Source organism: Paenibacillus sp. FSL R7-0313 (assembly GCF_037969885.1).
Lineage (GTDB): Bacteria > Bacillota > Bacilli > Paenibacillales > Paenibacillaceae > Paenibacillus.
Genome location: NZ_CP150219.1, coordinates 1,455,734 through 1,471,609 on the forward strand (window position 1 = coordinate 1,455,734; position 15,876 = coordinate 1,471,609).

The 15,876-nt window shown below is 46.6% G+C and carries 12 protein-coding genes; 8 read left to right on the plus strand and 4 right to left on the minus strand.

Annotation, left to right across the window (positions count from 1 at the left end):
- Nucleotides 1–165: 165 nt before the first annotated feature.
- The gene (locus NSQ38_RS06450) at nt 166–1,095 is read right to left on the minus strand and encodes a response regulator (protein ID WP_339787924.1); all 930 of its coding nucleotides are present in this window, start codon (nt 1,093–1,095) and stop codon (nt 166–168) included.
- A gap of 329 nt (nt 1,096–1,424) precedes the next feature.
- Here NSQ38_RS06450 and NSQ38_RS06455 point away from each other — a divergent pair, with 329 nt between their 5' ends.
- Entirely contained in the window at nt 1,425–2,861 is a 1,437-nt protein-coding gene (locus NSQ38_RS06455; protein WP_074092731.1) for an alanine/glycine:cation symporter family protein, read from the plus strand.
- Nucleotides 2,862–3,009: 148 nt separating this feature from the next.
- Here NSQ38_RS06455 and NSQ38_RS06460 read toward each other — a convergent pair whose 3' ends face one another.
- Nucleotides 3,010–3,849, minus strand: coding sequence for a methyl-accepting chemotaxis protein (locus tag NSQ38_RS06460; RefSeq protein ID WP_338589254.1), 840 nt, complete (start codon nt 3,847–3,849; stop codon nt 3,010–3,012).
- 283 nt (nt 3,850–4,132) lie between these two features.
- Between NSQ38_RS06460 and NSQ38_RS06465 the strand changes: the two genes are divergently transcribed.
- Nucleotides 4,133–4,825: a cyclic nucleotide-binding domain-containing protein gene (locus NSQ38_RS06465; RefSeq protein WP_339787927.1), complete on the plus strand. Its 693-nt coding sequence runs from the start codon at nt 4,133–4,135 to the stop codon at nt 4,823–4,825.
- Nucleotides 4,826–4,961: 136 nt separating this feature from the next.
- On the opposite strand, the gene pepT is transcribed toward NSQ38_RS06465, so the two are convergent.
- Nucleotides 4,962–6,200: a peptidase T gene (pepT, locus tag NSQ38_RS06470; protein ID WP_036671635.1), complete on the minus strand. Its 1,239-nt coding sequence runs from the start codon at nt 6,198–6,200 to the stop codon at nt 4,962–4,964.
- Nucleotides 6,201–6,688: 488 nt separating this feature from the next.
- On the opposite strand from pepT, the gene NSQ38_RS06475 reads away from it, so the two are divergent.
- A complete protein-coding gene (locus NSQ38_RS06475; RefSeq protein ID WP_017691642.1) occupies nt 6,689–6,880 on the plus strand; it encodes a 2-hydroxymuconate tautomerase family protein in 192 nt (63 codons plus the stop codon).
- Nucleotides 6,881–6,928: 48 nt separating this feature from the next.
- On the plus strand, nt 6,929–7,963 hold the full coding sequence (locus NSQ38_RS06480; RefSeq protein WP_339787930.1) for an NADH:flavin oxidoreductase/NADH oxidase: 1,035 nt from the start codon (nt 6,929–6,931) through the stop codon (nt 7,961–7,963).
- A gap of 264 nt (nt 7,964–8,227) precedes the next feature.
- Here the strand turns inward: NSQ38_RS06480 and NSQ38_RS06485 are convergent, their stop codons facing one another.
- Nucleotides 8,228–8,995 carry a class I SAM-dependent methyltransferase gene (locus tag NSQ38_RS06485; protein ID WP_339787933.1) on the minus strand — a complete coding sequence of 256 codons (768 nt, stop codon included), beginning with the start codon at nt 8,993–8,995 and terminating at the stop codon, nt 8,228–8,230.
- A gap of 227 nt (nt 8,996–9,222) precedes the next feature.
- On the opposite strand from NSQ38_RS06485, the gene NSQ38_RS06490 reads away from it, so the two are divergent.
- The 4 genes from NSQ38_RS06490 to NSQ38_RS06505 all read left to right on the plus strand — a co-directional run bounded on the left by NSQ38_RS06490 (nt 9,223) and on the right by NSQ38_RS06505 (nt 15,623).
- On the plus strand, nt 9,223–9,651 hold the full coding sequence (locus NSQ38_RS06490) for an SRPBCC domain-containing protein (RefSeq protein WP_339787936.1): 429 nt from the start codon (nt 9,223–9,225) through the stop codon (nt 9,649–9,651).
- A 239-nt stretch (nt 9,652–9,890) separates the two neighbouring features.
- Nucleotides 9,891–12,986 carry an ATP-binding protein gene (locus NSQ38_RS06495; RefSeq protein ID WP_339787939.1) on the plus strand — a complete coding sequence of 1,032 codons (3,096 nt, stop codon included), beginning with the start codon at nt 9,891–9,893 and terminating at the stop codon, nt 12,984–12,986.
- A gap of 99 nt (nt 12,987–13,085) precedes the next feature.
- Complete coding sequence (locus tag NSQ38_RS06500) at nt 13,086–14,249, plus strand: response regulator (RefSeq protein ID WP_339787942.1); 1,164 nt, start codon at nt 13,086–13,088, stop codon at nt 14,247–14,249.
- 27 nt (nt 14,250–14,276) lie between these two features.
- On the plus strand, nt 14,277–15,623 hold the full coding sequence (locus NSQ38_RS06505; protein WP_339787945.1) for a deoxyribodipyrimidine photo-lyase: 1,347 nt from the start codon (nt 14,277–14,279) through the stop codon (nt 15,621–15,623).
- Nucleotides 15,624–15,876: the final 253 nt, after the last annotated feature.

Consider the following 15,876-nt stretch of genomic DNA (forward strand, 5'->3'; position numbering starts at 1 on the left):
TTTTGATTTTAAATACAGAACGAATCACATAGATAAGTAACACTTGATCGTACAGACGGGCATGAATATGGCCGGAATGGACTGCCTCCGTTGAAGAGGCAGTACCATTCCGGCATAGTATTCATGCCCGTTTGTTTTTTTGCCGAATATCAATCATCTACCTGTTTAATGCAGCAATCGTTTGGCTTCTAAGTATAGAACCTGTACGAATTTTTTCGTATTAATGCGTGTCTGGGACAAGGAAGGCTCCACATTGTTTTGCAGCTCCAGCATTTTCTTGCGGATTTCGGTGAAATCAAAAAATTTGGATGCATAGTTCTCGAACTTGGGATGTGTATAATCCGTTAATCCCAGAGACACCACATGGCTCAGCGTCTGGAAGATGGCTCTGCGAACACGTTGTTCCGATGCCTTGATCTCCTTGTTAATCTCTGCGAGTGATGCGTTGTCTCCCAGCTTGCGTACCGCTACGTTCTGGAAGATGTCCTTGAGGGATGGGAATGTATAGGGCGACAGCTTATGCTCATCTGTCTCTACTTGCTCCAGATATTCCAGCATGTCCAGCAGATCCCTGCTGCCCGCTTCGCCGATCATGCCCATCTCGGACAGGAGGAAATGTCCTGCAGTCGTGATTGTTTTGTCCGGAACCGGAGCCGTAGCGCGTTCGGTAGAATTCAAACCGGACAGTCCCTGCAATGTCCGCTGAATATCTGCGATGGATTGCTGCATCCGAAGCCTTTCGCTCACCAGCCGCAGAACAGATAGGATCTCCAGCCGGTTAATCGGCTTCGTAATATAATATTCAATGCCTAGTGAATAGGCTTCTCCGATCATATTTTTCGACTCGATCTGGGAGATCATGACGATCTTGCCCTCAAACCTTCCCTCAAGCGCCCGCACGGTCTGAATCCCGTCTCGTTGTGGCATCAGCAGATCAATCAGCAGTACATCCACCTTATGCAGCTCCAACAGTTCCGCGTGAATATGTGCTCCGTCCTCAGCTTCCCCAGCAATATCGCCAAGGCCTTCATCCTCAATAATATCCATCAACATGGAACGAACGCCAGGATCATCATCCACGATAAAATAACGCATGTCAGTCATTCCCTTTCTCTGCGAATGGTGTGATTGATAAATCTATGGTAAAGGCGGTTAACTCCGCCATGAACTCTCGTTCCAGTGTAATCGTTCCTTTCCTTCTTGCATAGAACCTGACATGTCAGGTTCTATGACAATGTTTGGGCAATCAAAGCCCAATTTTAAAATAAATGTAGGAATTGCATGTAGGTATTTGTCGATTTTCGTAGATGCCCTTGTAGTATAAGTAACATCCCGAAGTCTGGGGCTAGTGTTGTGCAGAATGGTACAAACTTTTCACGTGACCATCTCTGTGCTTGAAATACACCATAAAAAGGGGCATACCGATGGAGCAAACAATACAAGATATTGTCGTCATTTTCAATGATTTTCTATGGTCCAAAGTGTTAATTATACTATTGGTAGTATGTGGGATATACTTCACCACCAAGACCCGATTCATGCAATTCCGCATGATTGGAGATATGGTGAAGGTGCTTCTAGAGCCGAAAAGCAAGGAACCAGGCAAAATTTCACCTTTTCAGGCGTTCTGTATTAGTATGGCGGCCCGTGTAGGCACAGGCAATATTACCGGTATTGCACTGGCGATCGCACTGGGGGGACCCGGGGCTGTATTCTGGATGTGGGTTATTGCGATTATTGGTTCTGCCTCCAGTTTTGTGGAGAGCACGCTGGCTCAGATCTATAAAGTGAAGGATAAGGGCGGATTCCGCGGGGGTCCGGCGTATTATATGGAGCGTGGGCTAGGAAAGCGCTGGATGGGGATTTTATTTGCCATTCTCATCACACTTTCATTCGGTTTGGTCTTTAATGCGGTGCAGTCTAACACGATTACTGTTGCATTTGAGAACTCATTTGGCACGGATCGGTTAACGGTAGGGATCATTATGGCCGTGGTATTTGCAGGAATTATTATGGGCGGTGTCAAACGGATTGCCAAAGCGTCGGAATACATTGTCGTTGTGCTTGCTGTATTGTACATTGGGGTAGCGGCTTTTGTGGTGTTGGCGAACATTACCCAGCTTCCGGCCATGATTGCATTGATCGTCAAAAATGCCTTCGGCATTGAACAGGTGGCTGGCGGAACGCTGGGCGCTGCACTGATGAACGGTGTGAAACGTGGATTGTTCTCCAATGAGGCGGGGATGGGTAGTGCCCCGAATGCTGCTGCAACGGCGGATACAACACATCCAGTGAAACAGGGACTTATCCAGGCATTTGGCGTGCTGACAGATACGTTAGTGATATGTACAAGCACAGCCATGATTATTTTGCTATCAGGAGTGTACAAAGGTTCCGATCTGGGTGGCATTGAGTTAACTCAGGCAGCATTAAGTGTACATATTGGTTCATGGGCATCGGGATTCCTGGCGGTTATGGTGTTCCTGTTTGCCTTCAGTACACTAATCGGAAATTATTACTACGGAGAAACCAACATTGAGTTTATCAAATCCAACAAAGTTTGGCTGTGGGTATACCGTATTTGCGTTATCGCGATGGTGGTGTTTGGTGCGGTAGCCAAAGTGCAGCTGGTATGGGATTTGGCTGACCTGTTCATGGGGCTCATGGTGGTGGTGAACCTGATTGCGATTCTGATGCTGTCCAAGGTGACGTTCGAAGCATTGAAGGACTACAAAAAACAGAAGGCTGAAGGCCGTGATCCCGTCTTTACCCGGGACCGGATTCATATTCCGGGTGAAGTGGAATGCTGGCAGTCGGAAGAAGAAGTTATTGGAGATAAATCAATACATGTAGCCAATTAAGATTTCATCTGTACCTGGTTGGTTATATACAAATGGGCACAACAAACAACAGGACTTGGATTATCCATCATGGGCAACCCGAGTCCTGTTTGTTGCATATAAAATGTTTCTTTGCACTAGCTAAAGTACATCAAAAGATATATTTTAATTACTTTTTAACCGAATAACTGATCAATTGTTCGGATAGAGTTTTCATTCGTGCCCCTGTTTCGTTAAGCTGCTCAATCACATCGGTAAAGGATGCTACAAGCGTTGCTTGTTCCTGTGAAGAGGCTGCAATCTGGGAGACTTCAACTTCCATCTGTTTGATGACCTGTTGTACATCTCTCAGGCTGGTATCGATATCACTTGTAGCTTGTTTGGCATCCACAGAGAGTTTGCGTACTTCGGAAGCAACCACACCGAAGCCAGCGCCTGCCTCACCAACGCGAGCGGCTTCAATAGCGGCATTCAGGCCAAGCAAGTTGGTTTGTTCAGAGATTTCACGAATGAATCCAGCTACTTTGTTGATTTGGGAAGAGTTCTGAACAGCAATCCGTGTGTTCTGCAGGATCTGCTCACTGGTTGCTTGCAATTCTTCGGCATGAGCGGCGACATGCTGCACCATATCAACGAGGTTACCATTGATGGTTTGATTTTCTTGTATAATGTCCTCAAGTTGGTTCTGGTTGGATTGGTCGTAAGATACACAGAAAACAGCAACAACGTTCTGGTTATCATCAAAGATCGGAATGTTCAAAATATCCAGTTCGATACCATAAACTTCCTTGGAGAGAGTAGCGAGAGTAGCTTCTCTTCCGTTTTTTAAGATGGCAAAGTTTTGATACGATTCCAAGAGTGGCATTCCTTTTTCAAAACCAAGGTCAAACTTGTCGGTGGTAACAACCTCCAATACCTTTTCGTGATCATATACAGTTAAACTAGCTGGTTCTCTAAGGATCATGCTGATATAAGGCATTACTTTAAGCAGGGCATCTACAACGTTCATGGAAGAGGACCATCCTTTCAATATTTGAATGTATTATTTTTAACGATCTATGGAATGCTCTATCTTTCATCGGATAGAAATGGCTTTTCGTGAACGGTATTTTGTATGAAAGAATGAACATTTTATGATTAAATTTTTAAATATTTACCATGTGAACTGATTTATTGGATATAAGTGTTAGTTGTAACTATTTTTATATCAAGATATTTGTACGAGTGTATATCAATTATGGGACATATGTCCTTTTGCATATGTTATATACGACAACGGAGGGGAAGTCGGAATGAAGGAAATTATGGACTTTGGACTTGTGCGGCAACTTGCCCGTGAGAATGGGTTGGATAAGGTGCTGGACGAGTCTGCGCTCGCTGAGTTGCGACTGCTTGAGGCCGCGAAGGGCGAGATGATATGTGCCAAAGGTGAACGACCCGAGCGATTGTATTTTCTCGTGCAGGGCAAACTCAAGATCTATACCACCCTGCCTAACGGGAAGTCTCTGTTGCTTCGTTTCAGTACACCACTTGCGCTTGTGGGAGATTTGGAACTGGTGAATGGCAAGGAGGCTATGAATACGGTAGAGTCTGTGAGCAAAAGCCTGTTACTGGGTATCAGTTATCGCGCTCTCCAGAATACGTATGCAGAGAACCCTAAATTTCTCCACTTTATGCTGAGTCAAGTTACACACAAATTGTATACCTTCTCGAACCTGTCGAGTCTGAACATGTTATATCCGGTCGAGAGCCGATTTGCCAGCTATCTGTTGTCCACAATGGGCCAGGACGAGTCCTCTTCGGAAGAGATTCAGACCTCCAAGCTCACCGAACTGGCGGATATGCTGGGCACCAGCTATAGACATCTTAATAGAGTTGTTCAAGATCTGTGTAATCGAAATATTATTCGCAAAGTGCAACGAAAGCTTGTGATCTGTGATCTGGATCAGTTGCGTGTCATCGCGGGAGGCAATATATATGAGTGATGGCATTTTAAAATAAAGACCAAGCCTACATATCTATGCGACATGATGCGACACAATAAAATACAATATGGCATAACAAAGAGCACCCTCCCGAATATACCAAGGGGTGCTCTTTTTGCTCTGTACTTTAGGTGAATTAGATATCTCCGCGTTGCTCGAACAATTGAGCGATCTCTACAATGACACGGGTTGCCTTCACCATATTGTCTACCGATACATATTCGAATTTGCCATGGTAGTTTTCACCGCCAGTGAAGATATTTGGTGTTGGCATGCCCATATAGGATAGCTGGGAACCATCTGTTCCTCCCCGGATGGGGCGAATCACAGGTTCGATATCCAGTCGGGTCATGGCTTCATGGGCAATGTCGACGATCTGGCGTACGGGTTCAATTTTCTCGCGCATGTTATAGTACTGGTCATTCAATTCAACTGTGATGCTTTTCTCTCCATACTTGGTCTTCAGTTCGTTTGCGATATGGAGCAGATTTGTTTTGCGCTCTTCAAACTTCTCCCGGTCGAAATCACGGATGATATAGCTCATTTTCGTCAGCTCAACGTCACCCTCCAAAGACAACAGATGATAGAAACCATCGTAACCGTCCGTGAATTCAGGAGCTTCCTCCACAGGCAGGCGTCGATTCAATTCCATTGCAATTTTCAGAGAGTTCACCATTTTATCCTTCGCTGTTCCGGGATGCACATTGGTGCCTCGTACTGTAATTTTGGCGGCAGCTGCGTTAAAGCTCTCGTATTCCAGCTCGCCAAGCGGTCCACCATCAACCGTGTACGCATATTTGGCTCCAAAAGCAGCTACATCGAACTTGTGCGGTCCACGGCCAATCTCTTCATCCGGGGTAAAAGCAACCCGAATCTTACCGTGTTTCACTTCCGGGTGTTCAATCAGATAGGCCATCGCGGTCATGATCTCAGCAATGCCTGCCTTATTGTCTGCACCAAGCAATGTTGTACCATCGGTTGTGATCAGGGTGTGGCCTTTATACTCATGCAGCTCCGGGAAATCCTTGTTGGACAGTACTACGTCTAGCTCCGAGTTCAGCACAATGTCAGCACCGTCATAGTTATCGATAACCTGTGGTTTGACATTTTTGCCAGTAAAGTCGGTCGCTGTATCGAGGTGAGCCAGGAAACCGATTACGGGAACATCCTTGTCGGTATTGGATGGCAGTGTAGCCATGACATAACCGTTCTCATCCATCGTCACATCTTGCAGACCAATGGAGGTACACTCTTCAACGAGCAGTTTGCCCAAGGCCAGTTGGCCGGGTGTGGAAGGGCATGTCTCACTATTTTCATCAGATTGGGTATCCATCTGAACGTAAGTGCTCAGTCTTTGAATTAATATATCTTTCATCTATAATCTCTCCCTAGCTTGAGTAGTATATAAGTTGAGCTACTTGTTTTACACTGATCCACTACGAGGCCAGAATAACCTTCTGATCGCTGTTATCCCCAGATTTTTTGATCCACTTTTACAAAGGTGAAAATCTGAGGATAGCGTATGCTTTCGATGCAGCTTTCTTTCAGAAAGCTTTTAGGCGAAGTGTATGCTTTCGAAGTAGCTTTCTTGCAGAAAGCTTTTAGCTCCGCTTCTACAGGTTATTTCTGCCCTCTCCGTTATCGTGTAACCGTTAGTCACAACTTATGTAAATTGGGTATAGTAATTATTGTGGTTCTCTACGGTTATCATATCATGTTTTGCAGTCATTTCCAGAATGGGGCAGAACCGAAATGTGAGGATGATTAGGTATCAAAAAGGGTACTAGGTCACAAAAATGTACGTACTTGTATTTCTATAACCGAGGTTCATAATAAATGATGAAGAAAGGATGTGTTCAAGACATGCCATTTATCACGGTTAAGGTACTGGAAGGCAAGTCGGTCGAGCAGAAACGTCAGTTGATTGAACGTATGACTCAGGTGGCTTGTGAGACATTGGATGTTGATCCGAGCAAAGTCTTTATCTTCATTGAGGATTTGGAGAAGGACAATTACGGCAAGAACGGAAAACTGTTTTCGGACTTAGACAAATAAGTAAGGCTTCATATATATCATGATCATGGAACAGGAGATGCAACATCAATGACTGAACAATTATTTTCCCCTTATCAATTCAAGAGCCTGCAATTAAATAACCGTGTCGTCATGGCACCGATGTGCCAATATTCTGTCACTGCGAAGGATGGCATTCCGAACGATTGGCATCAGGTTCACTATGTGAGCCGTGCGGTTGGAGGAACAGGACTGATTGTAATCGAGATGACCGATGTAGATCCGGATGGACGTATTACCGATAATGACTTGGGTATATGGTCAGATGAGCATGTGCCTGCCTTCACCAAACTTGTAGACGGAATTCATGCCTACGGCTCCAAAGTAGCTATTCAGATCGCACACGCCGGACGAAAAGCAGAGGATGCACCGCAGCCGGTTGCCCCATCGGTAGTTACATTCCCGGGAGAAAAGTACAAGGAACCGCGTGCGTTAAGTACAGAAGAGGTAGAAGCCATGGTGCAGAAGTTCGCAGACGGTGTTCGCCGCGCAGTACAGGCTGGAGTGGATACCATTGAGCTGCACGGCGCACATGGATACCTGATCCACCAGTTCCATTCTCCGCTGATGAATCATCGTGAAGATGTATATGGGCAGGATCTGTCCCGTTTTGGCGTTGAAGTCATTCGGGCGGTGAAAAAAGAAATGCCAGCAGATATGCCGCTGATTTTGCGGATTTCGGCTGTAGAATACGCGGATGGTGGATACGACATCGACCACACGATCAATATCGCTCGTGCCTACCAAGATGCAGGCGTGGACATGTTCCATATCAGTTCAGGTGGCGAAGGACCTTCGGGACAGCGGAAACCGGGGAACTATCCGGGGTATCAAGTGCCATTTGCCCGTCGCTTCCGTGAAGAACTGAACGTTCCTGTAATCGCAGTGGGTATGCTGGAGGATGCAGCATTGGCTCAGGCGGTGATTGGCAACGGTGATGCGGATCTGGTTGCCGTTGGCAGAGGCATGCTACGTGATCCGTACTGGGCGAACCATGCGGCTCTGGAACTGGGTGTCAGCAAGGATCGAGCTGCCATTGCAGAGCAATATTCTCGTGGATACTAATTTGCTCTAAATTATACTTACACTTGCCACTCCGATGACAGAATAACCTTCCGATCGCTGTTATCCCCAGATTTTTTTGATTCACTTTTTCAAAGGTGAAAATCTGAGGATAAAGGCGAACGCTCCGCTTCTTCAGGCTATTTCTGCCCTCTGCGTTCTCATGTAAATGTTATTGCAAATTTTATATAGTAAAATAGGCCACAGCAGGGGATAACCTTTGCTGTGGCCTAATTTTTTTATAATGAGAAGCATCAATACGGATGACTACGCTCTTCGAGTCGCTTCATAGACGAATTTTTGATTGGACTGCGTGGGTGGTTGATCCGGGTTAAAGTCGGCGTACACTTTAATGTCAGAGAAACCAATGTGTTCGAGAATTAGGCGTAACTCTTCTATGCCGTACCAACGCAGAGTGAGTTGTTGCAGCTCCGTAGCGGCAAGAGCACCCTGATGCCATTGTTCGTAGCGAATGAGACTTGATTTGTACTGGTGAAGAAGGTTTACCTCAATGGTTTTCACTTCTACCGTGATCGTATCACCATCGGGTAATGAAACGGTTGATGTTTCTACAGAAGAGGGTTGTGTCACATCGGGCAGAAACAGATCAAACACGAGCCTGCCGCCAGGTTCTAAATGCTGAAATAGATTACGTAATACGTTAATCGACGCCTGTCTGTCTTGAATGAGGAGCAGAGAACCTCCGGGAATGATAATTGCCTCGTATCGATATGGAAGGTCAAGCTTCTCCAGATCGGCAACAAACAGCTCAGGCATGGGCAATGCCCGCTCGGTGCAACGAGAACGGCAAGAGTCGATCATATCCATTGAATAATCAATTCCATCCACCTTCAAGCCTGCTTCAAGCAAAGGAATGAGCACTCGACCTGATCCCGACATGGCTTCAAGGATACGTCCTTTGCAGCGCTGGAGATAATGGCGATAGAATTCAATGTCTCCTCCCAAGGAGTGTCCCACGGGTTTGGTTAGATCATATACGGCGGTACATAATGGACCGTAATAACTGAAAGACATGGTATAGGTATCCCCCACATTTCAATGTAATGAATTGCAAACGTGGAAGGGAATACGTTAAGATTATCCCTTCCGGCAACGGTTGGAATTGGATTTTTCAGAGCAGACTATCATAGGAATCACGCACCTTTTATGGAATATGTTCCAATTATAGGGTGGGGATGAAGTGGAGGTCAACTTCTATTCGGGTAGTTATACGAAATGAAATGTATAAGGAGGTGATTCGAATGGATTCATCATTAAGTTCATCAAGTGCACTGCCAGATATACGGCAGGAACTGATGCTCCATGCACCTGTAGAGAAGGTGTGGGAAATGGTCTCGACCGAGCTGGGACTGAAAACCTGGTTCATGCCAGGCAATCTGGAACCCGTGGAAGGTCACGAGTTTATATTGGAAGCAGGCCCCTTCGGCCAATCACCATGTCAGGTGACGGAAGTTCTTCCACTGCACAAGCTGTCATTCCGCTGGGGTAAGGACTGGACGTTGACGTTCCAACTGAATGAACAGCCCGAAGGTACAGATTTTACACTGATTCATAGCGGTTGGGATGCAGATAAACTGACCGAGTTTGGACAGGCCCACGCTATCGTACGCGAACGTATGGAACAGGGATGGGCCGGAATCGTTCAGAAGCTTGCTCAAGTTGTTAAATAAATCTTCATTTAATCAACCCCAGGCCATTTCGCCCGTTCATTCCGGTGAAATTCGGCCTGGGGTTTCTTGGTGTACTAGGAGCTGGCGAAAACAGATAGAGATCCTTAAAATTATAAGGAAGTTGACCGATTATGAGACGGAAACTATTTCCGTGAGCACCAGAAACGTGTAACATGAATTATAGTGATAATCGACAAAATTAGACGTCTCTCGCCATTGTGGATGGAAGGAATACATAGATGAGAAAACACTGGATTATGCTGACCATAAGCTTCATATGTATTGTCATTGTTCCACTGGGTTGGATCGCCCAGACGTTAATTAGCGAACGGAGTAACCCCCAGGCTACAGATGGAAAAATTGACCTGACCCAATGGGACTTTGATCGCAAGGGTGCAGCGTCTCTAAAGGGTGTCTGGGATTTCTACCCTGGGCAGCTGCTGAGTCCGGCAGATATTGAAGCAAGTGTATCCGGTCGCAAGCCATTGCCGGCTTCGTCTGGTACTCAGGTTCCTGCCCGATGGAACAAATCTCTGGGGCAAGCGCATGGGTATGGAACTTATCACCTGCAAGTCCAGCTTACACCCCGGACGATGAAAAATGATTATGGTATACGCACACAGAATATACGCATGGCCCACCGGGTATTTATTGATGGTAAAGAGATTGGCGGCAAAGGCCTGCCAGGAAAGACCAAGGCGACAGATATACAATTAAATCTGCCCTTTACGGGATTCACGTCCATTGAGGGCAACACGGCTGACATTATCATTCAGGTATCGAACTATAGTTATTCTTCCGGGGGCATTGTAGCGCCCATTTTGTTTGGAGACGAGCATAGCATTCTGAAAAGCCAGCAACAAGATTGGCTCAAGGATCTGATGGCCTTATTTGGTTTTATCTTGCCAGCCGCCTTTTTCCTACTACTATTCAGATTACGACGTACGGAGAAGGAGCTTCGTTTTCTCGGATTATTCAGCCTTTCTGGTGCGATATACGCTCTGACACATGGGGAGAAGTTACTGGGGACGTTTGTACCGTTCCTGACCAATAATGAGATGCTTCGGATTCAGCTCCTTAGTTCAGCCTTTGCCTATTACTTTTTGCTTCGGTATATGGACGCCCGTGTGCCAGGAGCAGTTCATCAGTGGTTTGTTCGTCTGGCTGTAGTGTTGATCGTTACCCAGACCATTGTGGGTCTTACGCTCCCTCCCACGCTTTTCTCGTCTCTTGAGCTTCCCATGTTACTGATCTCCCTTGTTGTCATGTTCTATACGCTGAGAGCCATGTTTTATTGGTTGAAAGGACGGCCGAATGATAGCCACTTTGCACTGGTGAGCATGATGAGCATACTCATGGTTGTTGTGTTGCACACCCTTGGTGCGTTCACTACCCTAGACACAGCGTTCTTTGCGCTGATTGAACTTTTATTATTTGTATTTGCCCAGATGATTGTGACCGCAATCCGCTTTGCACAATCATTCCGAGACGTGGAAGCCCTGTCTGAGCGTTTGCTTGCCATCGACAGCCTGAAGGACGAGTTCATGGCTAACACGTCTCATGAGCTGCGAACTCCCCTGCATGGCATCATTAATATTGCGCAATCCATGCTGGAAGGGGCGGCCGGAGCAGTCACGCCCAAGCAAGCCAAAAATCTGTCCATGATTACTTCAACCGGAAAGCGCCTTTCACTGCTGGTTAACGATATTTTGGATTTTTCCAAATTAAAAAATAGTGAGATCGAGTTGAAACGGGTACCTGTTGATCTGGAATCCGTTGCTCGTACTGTGGTTGAAGTCTCGGGTTTCACGTTTGAGGATAAGCCAGTTATATTGATTCAGCAATGGCCCCAGTCGTTGCCACTTGTGGAGGCAGACGAAGATCGCCTAAGACAAGTTCTGTATAACTTGCTGGGTAACGCCTATAAGTACACTGAGCAGGGTGAGATTCGATTGTACGCTAGTGTTGAAGGGGATTGGGTGAAGGTATCGGTTGCTGATACAGGGGTAGGCATTGCCTTGGACAAACAGGAGGATATCTTCCAGGCGTATGAGCAGAGTAACGGCACGATCGAGCGATTGAATAATGGAACCGGACTGGGTCTCAGTATTACGCGAAAACTCGTTGAGCTTGGCGGTGGTGAGATCTGGGTTGAATCGGAGCCGGGGCAAGGTTCGACCTTTCATTTCACCCTGCCTGTTATGAAGTTGCCGCTGCTGCAATCTCATTCGAAACCAGCTGCCGCCCGATATGTTGCTGCACAGGGGGCAGGGACGAAGGAGCTTGTGACAAGAGAGTCAGATGAGCTGGATGAACTTACGGAAGCTGAGCATACGATTTTGATTGTGGACGATGACCCCGTGAATCGACAGGTATTGCTTAACCTTTTATCGACGGAACGATATCGGGTTATCGCAGCAGATAGCGGGTCCACCGCATTGAAACTTCGTGAAGAATTCCCGTCGATTGATCTTGTCATAACGGACTGGATGATGCCCAAAATGTCCGGACTTGAGTTATGTCGCAAACTGCGTGAGCACAGTTCCCTGTCAGAGTTACCGATTCTGATGCTGACCGCTCGCGGGTTGCCAGAGGATATCAAGCACGGATTCCAGGCGGGAGCCAATGACTTCCTGAGCAAACCGGTGGATGCCGGCGAATTGCGCGCCAGAGTTCGGACGTTAATTGAGATGCGGAGTTCTGTGCAGGAGGCTATTCGGACCGAAATGGCCTTTTTGCAGGCGCAAATCAAGCCGCATTTTCTATATAATGCACTCAATGTGATTATCGCGACCTGTGCAGTGAATCCGGACAAAGCAACCGATCTGCTGATTGAATTGAGTCATTACCTGCGTGGAAGTTTTGACTTCCAGAACAGGGAGCAGCTTGTTCCTTTGACCAAAGAGCTGGAATTGGTGGAGTCTTATGTGCATCTGGAACAGGCGAGATTTGAGGAAAGACTGGTGGTTGAGTATGAGGTGGAATCGGACGTGCATCTATATCTGCCACCTCTCAGTATTCAGCCACTTGTGGAGAATGCCATTCGCCACGGCGTGATGGAGAGGGCAGCCGGCGGGACAGTTCAGCTTAGAATTTTCAAAGAGAGCGAGCATGTGGTCGTTCAGGTTCAGGATGATGGTGTAGGTATCCCTCCTGAGCGTATGGCTCAGGTCATGTCAGGGCGCACCGAAGGTCCAGGAGGTGTCGGGCTGCAAAATATAAACCGTCGCCTGATGTCTCTCTATGGTCAGGGACTCGAGATTCATAGCCATGTGGGTAAAGGCACGCAGATCCGATTCCGTATCCCTGTGCAAAAGGTGGATTATTCCAATTAATGTGCCGAGTTAAGCAATTATGGTTAACAGACTAATAAGCGGATGCCGATAAAATCGGTATTCCTATTGAATCTTTCATGGCAGGAGGCTGAAATAACGGTGAGAGCCATTGTGATCGATGATGAGAGGCCAGCGCAGCTTCATCTGGAGCGACTACTACGAGCGGACGGACGAATTACACCCGTGCAATGTTTTTCAACAGCTCGTGATGGTCTGCATTTTCTGGCAAACGAACGTGTAGATGTTGTATTTTTGGACATTGGAATGCCGGAGATGAATGGCCTGGAAGCGGCTGAATATATACAGCAATTGGATCAGAGTATTCGTATCATCTTTGTTACGGCTTATGCGGACCATGCAGTGGAAGCATTCGAGCTGCATGCACTGGATTATGTACTGAAACCGGTAAGCTCCGCCCGATTGACCAAAACCATTGATCGAATTGCGGGCATAATGTCGCATACTTCCCAAGTTGCAGCCACCGCCGAGATACAGGAATCGGCAAATGTATCTGTGGAGTTGGATACTGAAGTTCCGGGGCTGCTTACGTTCAAACATCTGGATATCTACAGAAGCTTGGATCAGGGTGCCAAGAAACATAAGTGGCGCACAACCAAATCACAGGAATTGTTTGCTTTTTTGTTTCATCACAGGGAAGAATGGGTAAGCAAGGAGATTCTGCTGGATAAGCTGTGGGGTGATGTTTCCCAGGAAAAGGGATTAACCCATCTACATACTTCCGTGTACCAGATTCGAAAGCTGTTTAAGGAATGGAACATGACAGGCAAGCTGGAGTACAATATGAACCGTTATCGCCTGTTATCAGGCAATCTGGTAAGTGATGTGGATCAATTCGAAAAATCCATGGTCTACAACGTCATCACATCAGACAATGTTGATGACTTGAGGCATATGATTCCGCTTTATCGTGCCGATTATTTGGAAGAGCATGATTATCACTGGGCACAGGCCAAAGCAAGGGAACTGAGACGGAAGTACACAGGGCTGGTTATGGATATTGCGAGATGGGACATGGAGCATGGTCGTGGCAAGGAAGCGATTGAGCAATTAACGATATTGCAGGAACGGGAGCCTTATTCGGAAGAGATCTGCCGACTCATGATGGAAGTGTATGCATCCATGGATGATCAGCAAGGCATACTTCGTTTATATCATTCATTTACATTGACATTAAATGAGGATCTGGGGTATCAGCCCGAGCCCGAAACAAGCAGGTTATATCAGAACCTGACGGACAAATAAACGTAAGTGCAGACAGGAGGGTGAGGCATGAAGTTATTCATACACCGCAAAGACTTGCGTACGGATGATCTGGCTGCATTCGATTATTTGCGGGAACACCAAGAAGAGAGTGTGCATGTTCTCATCTACGATGCATTTCTCCTGCGGCAAGGCCGAGAGAAGGAACACAGCGGTGTGAATTTCAGGCAGCATGCAGCGGAATTAGGCAGACGTTATCTTGAAGCCAAACGAAAACTGCATGTTGCTTATGGCAATCCAGCTGAAGTGGTTGAATTCATCTTGAACGAATTCAAAGGTGAGATTGACGAGATTGTAGTCCATCGGGACATGACGCCATATGCAATTGAGCGGGATAGGGCCATACGCAAAGTCAGTGAGGCACGCGAGGTTACGTTCACACAACTGACGGATCATCTGCTGATGGATCTGAATGGATTTGCCAATTTTACAGGCAAGTCGGAGCCTTATAAGGTATTTGCGGCTTTTCATCGGCGGTGGGTGGAATTCATGAATGAACATCCCAACCTTCCTTCGGCAACAACGGTTGCAGAGTTGAAGGTGAGTGATCGTCAGATTGAATGGCCGGATGCAATGCAGGTACCTCCGGAGTTGCTGGAGGGCAGTGGTTCGAATGACGAGGACCCGCATCTGCTGTTGGATCAATTTTTGTCAGATCGAATTGCTGAATATGGTGATCATCGGGATGAATATGAGGCGTACGAGCCGAGTCATCTCAGTTCTTACGTAGCTGTGGGAGCTGTATCCATTCGCAAAATGTATGATGCGGCGAGTCGCACGGCTGAGGCTGGGGAATGGATCAGGCAATTGTGTTTCCGCGACTTCTATCTGTATCGAGCCGTCTATGAGAGTCACTATTTTACATATGAAAAGGTGTACGATCTCTCGGCTCTCCATGATGATCACTTTGAACGGTGGTGCAAGGCGGAGACTGGCATTCCGATTATTGATGCAGCGATGACGGAACTGAATGAAACCGGACATATGCCAAACCGGCTGCGGATTCTCACGGCGATGTTTCTCACCAAAAACCTGCAATGCCCATTCACCTTGGGTGAAGCCTATTTCAGGCGCAAGCTGAGTGACTATGATAACATTCAGAACCGAGGTAACTGGCTGTGGTGCGCCTCGCTTGGTGAGAACGCAGCTCCATATTTTCGGGTGAACAATCCGGTAACGCAATCGGAGAAGTACGATCCTCAAGGAGACTACATTCGAAAGTGGTTGCCAGATTTGAAGGATCTGCATAGCAAGGATATCCATCAGCCGCGCAAGGATGCCATTGTTGATCTGAAGGCTTCGAGACAGGCAGCTATTGACGTGTATAAACAGATTTTGGCGAGTCGTGGGAAGTAGACTCAGTGAGAAGCAGGATCATGCCCAAACCCAAATTTACCATTCTCATCCGGTTGATCCAATATTCATTTGGTTGAGAGCAGGATGTCCCACAGACCGCGTACTCGCGGTCTTTTTTACATATATAGACATGAAAATAGTGTGAAATGTGTTGAAAATTTAGGAATTGTTAAGAAAATGGACTATCCATCTTAAGCATTATGGCTTTTAATAGATAGAGAGCTTTATTGTATTAAGTCATATCTGACATATT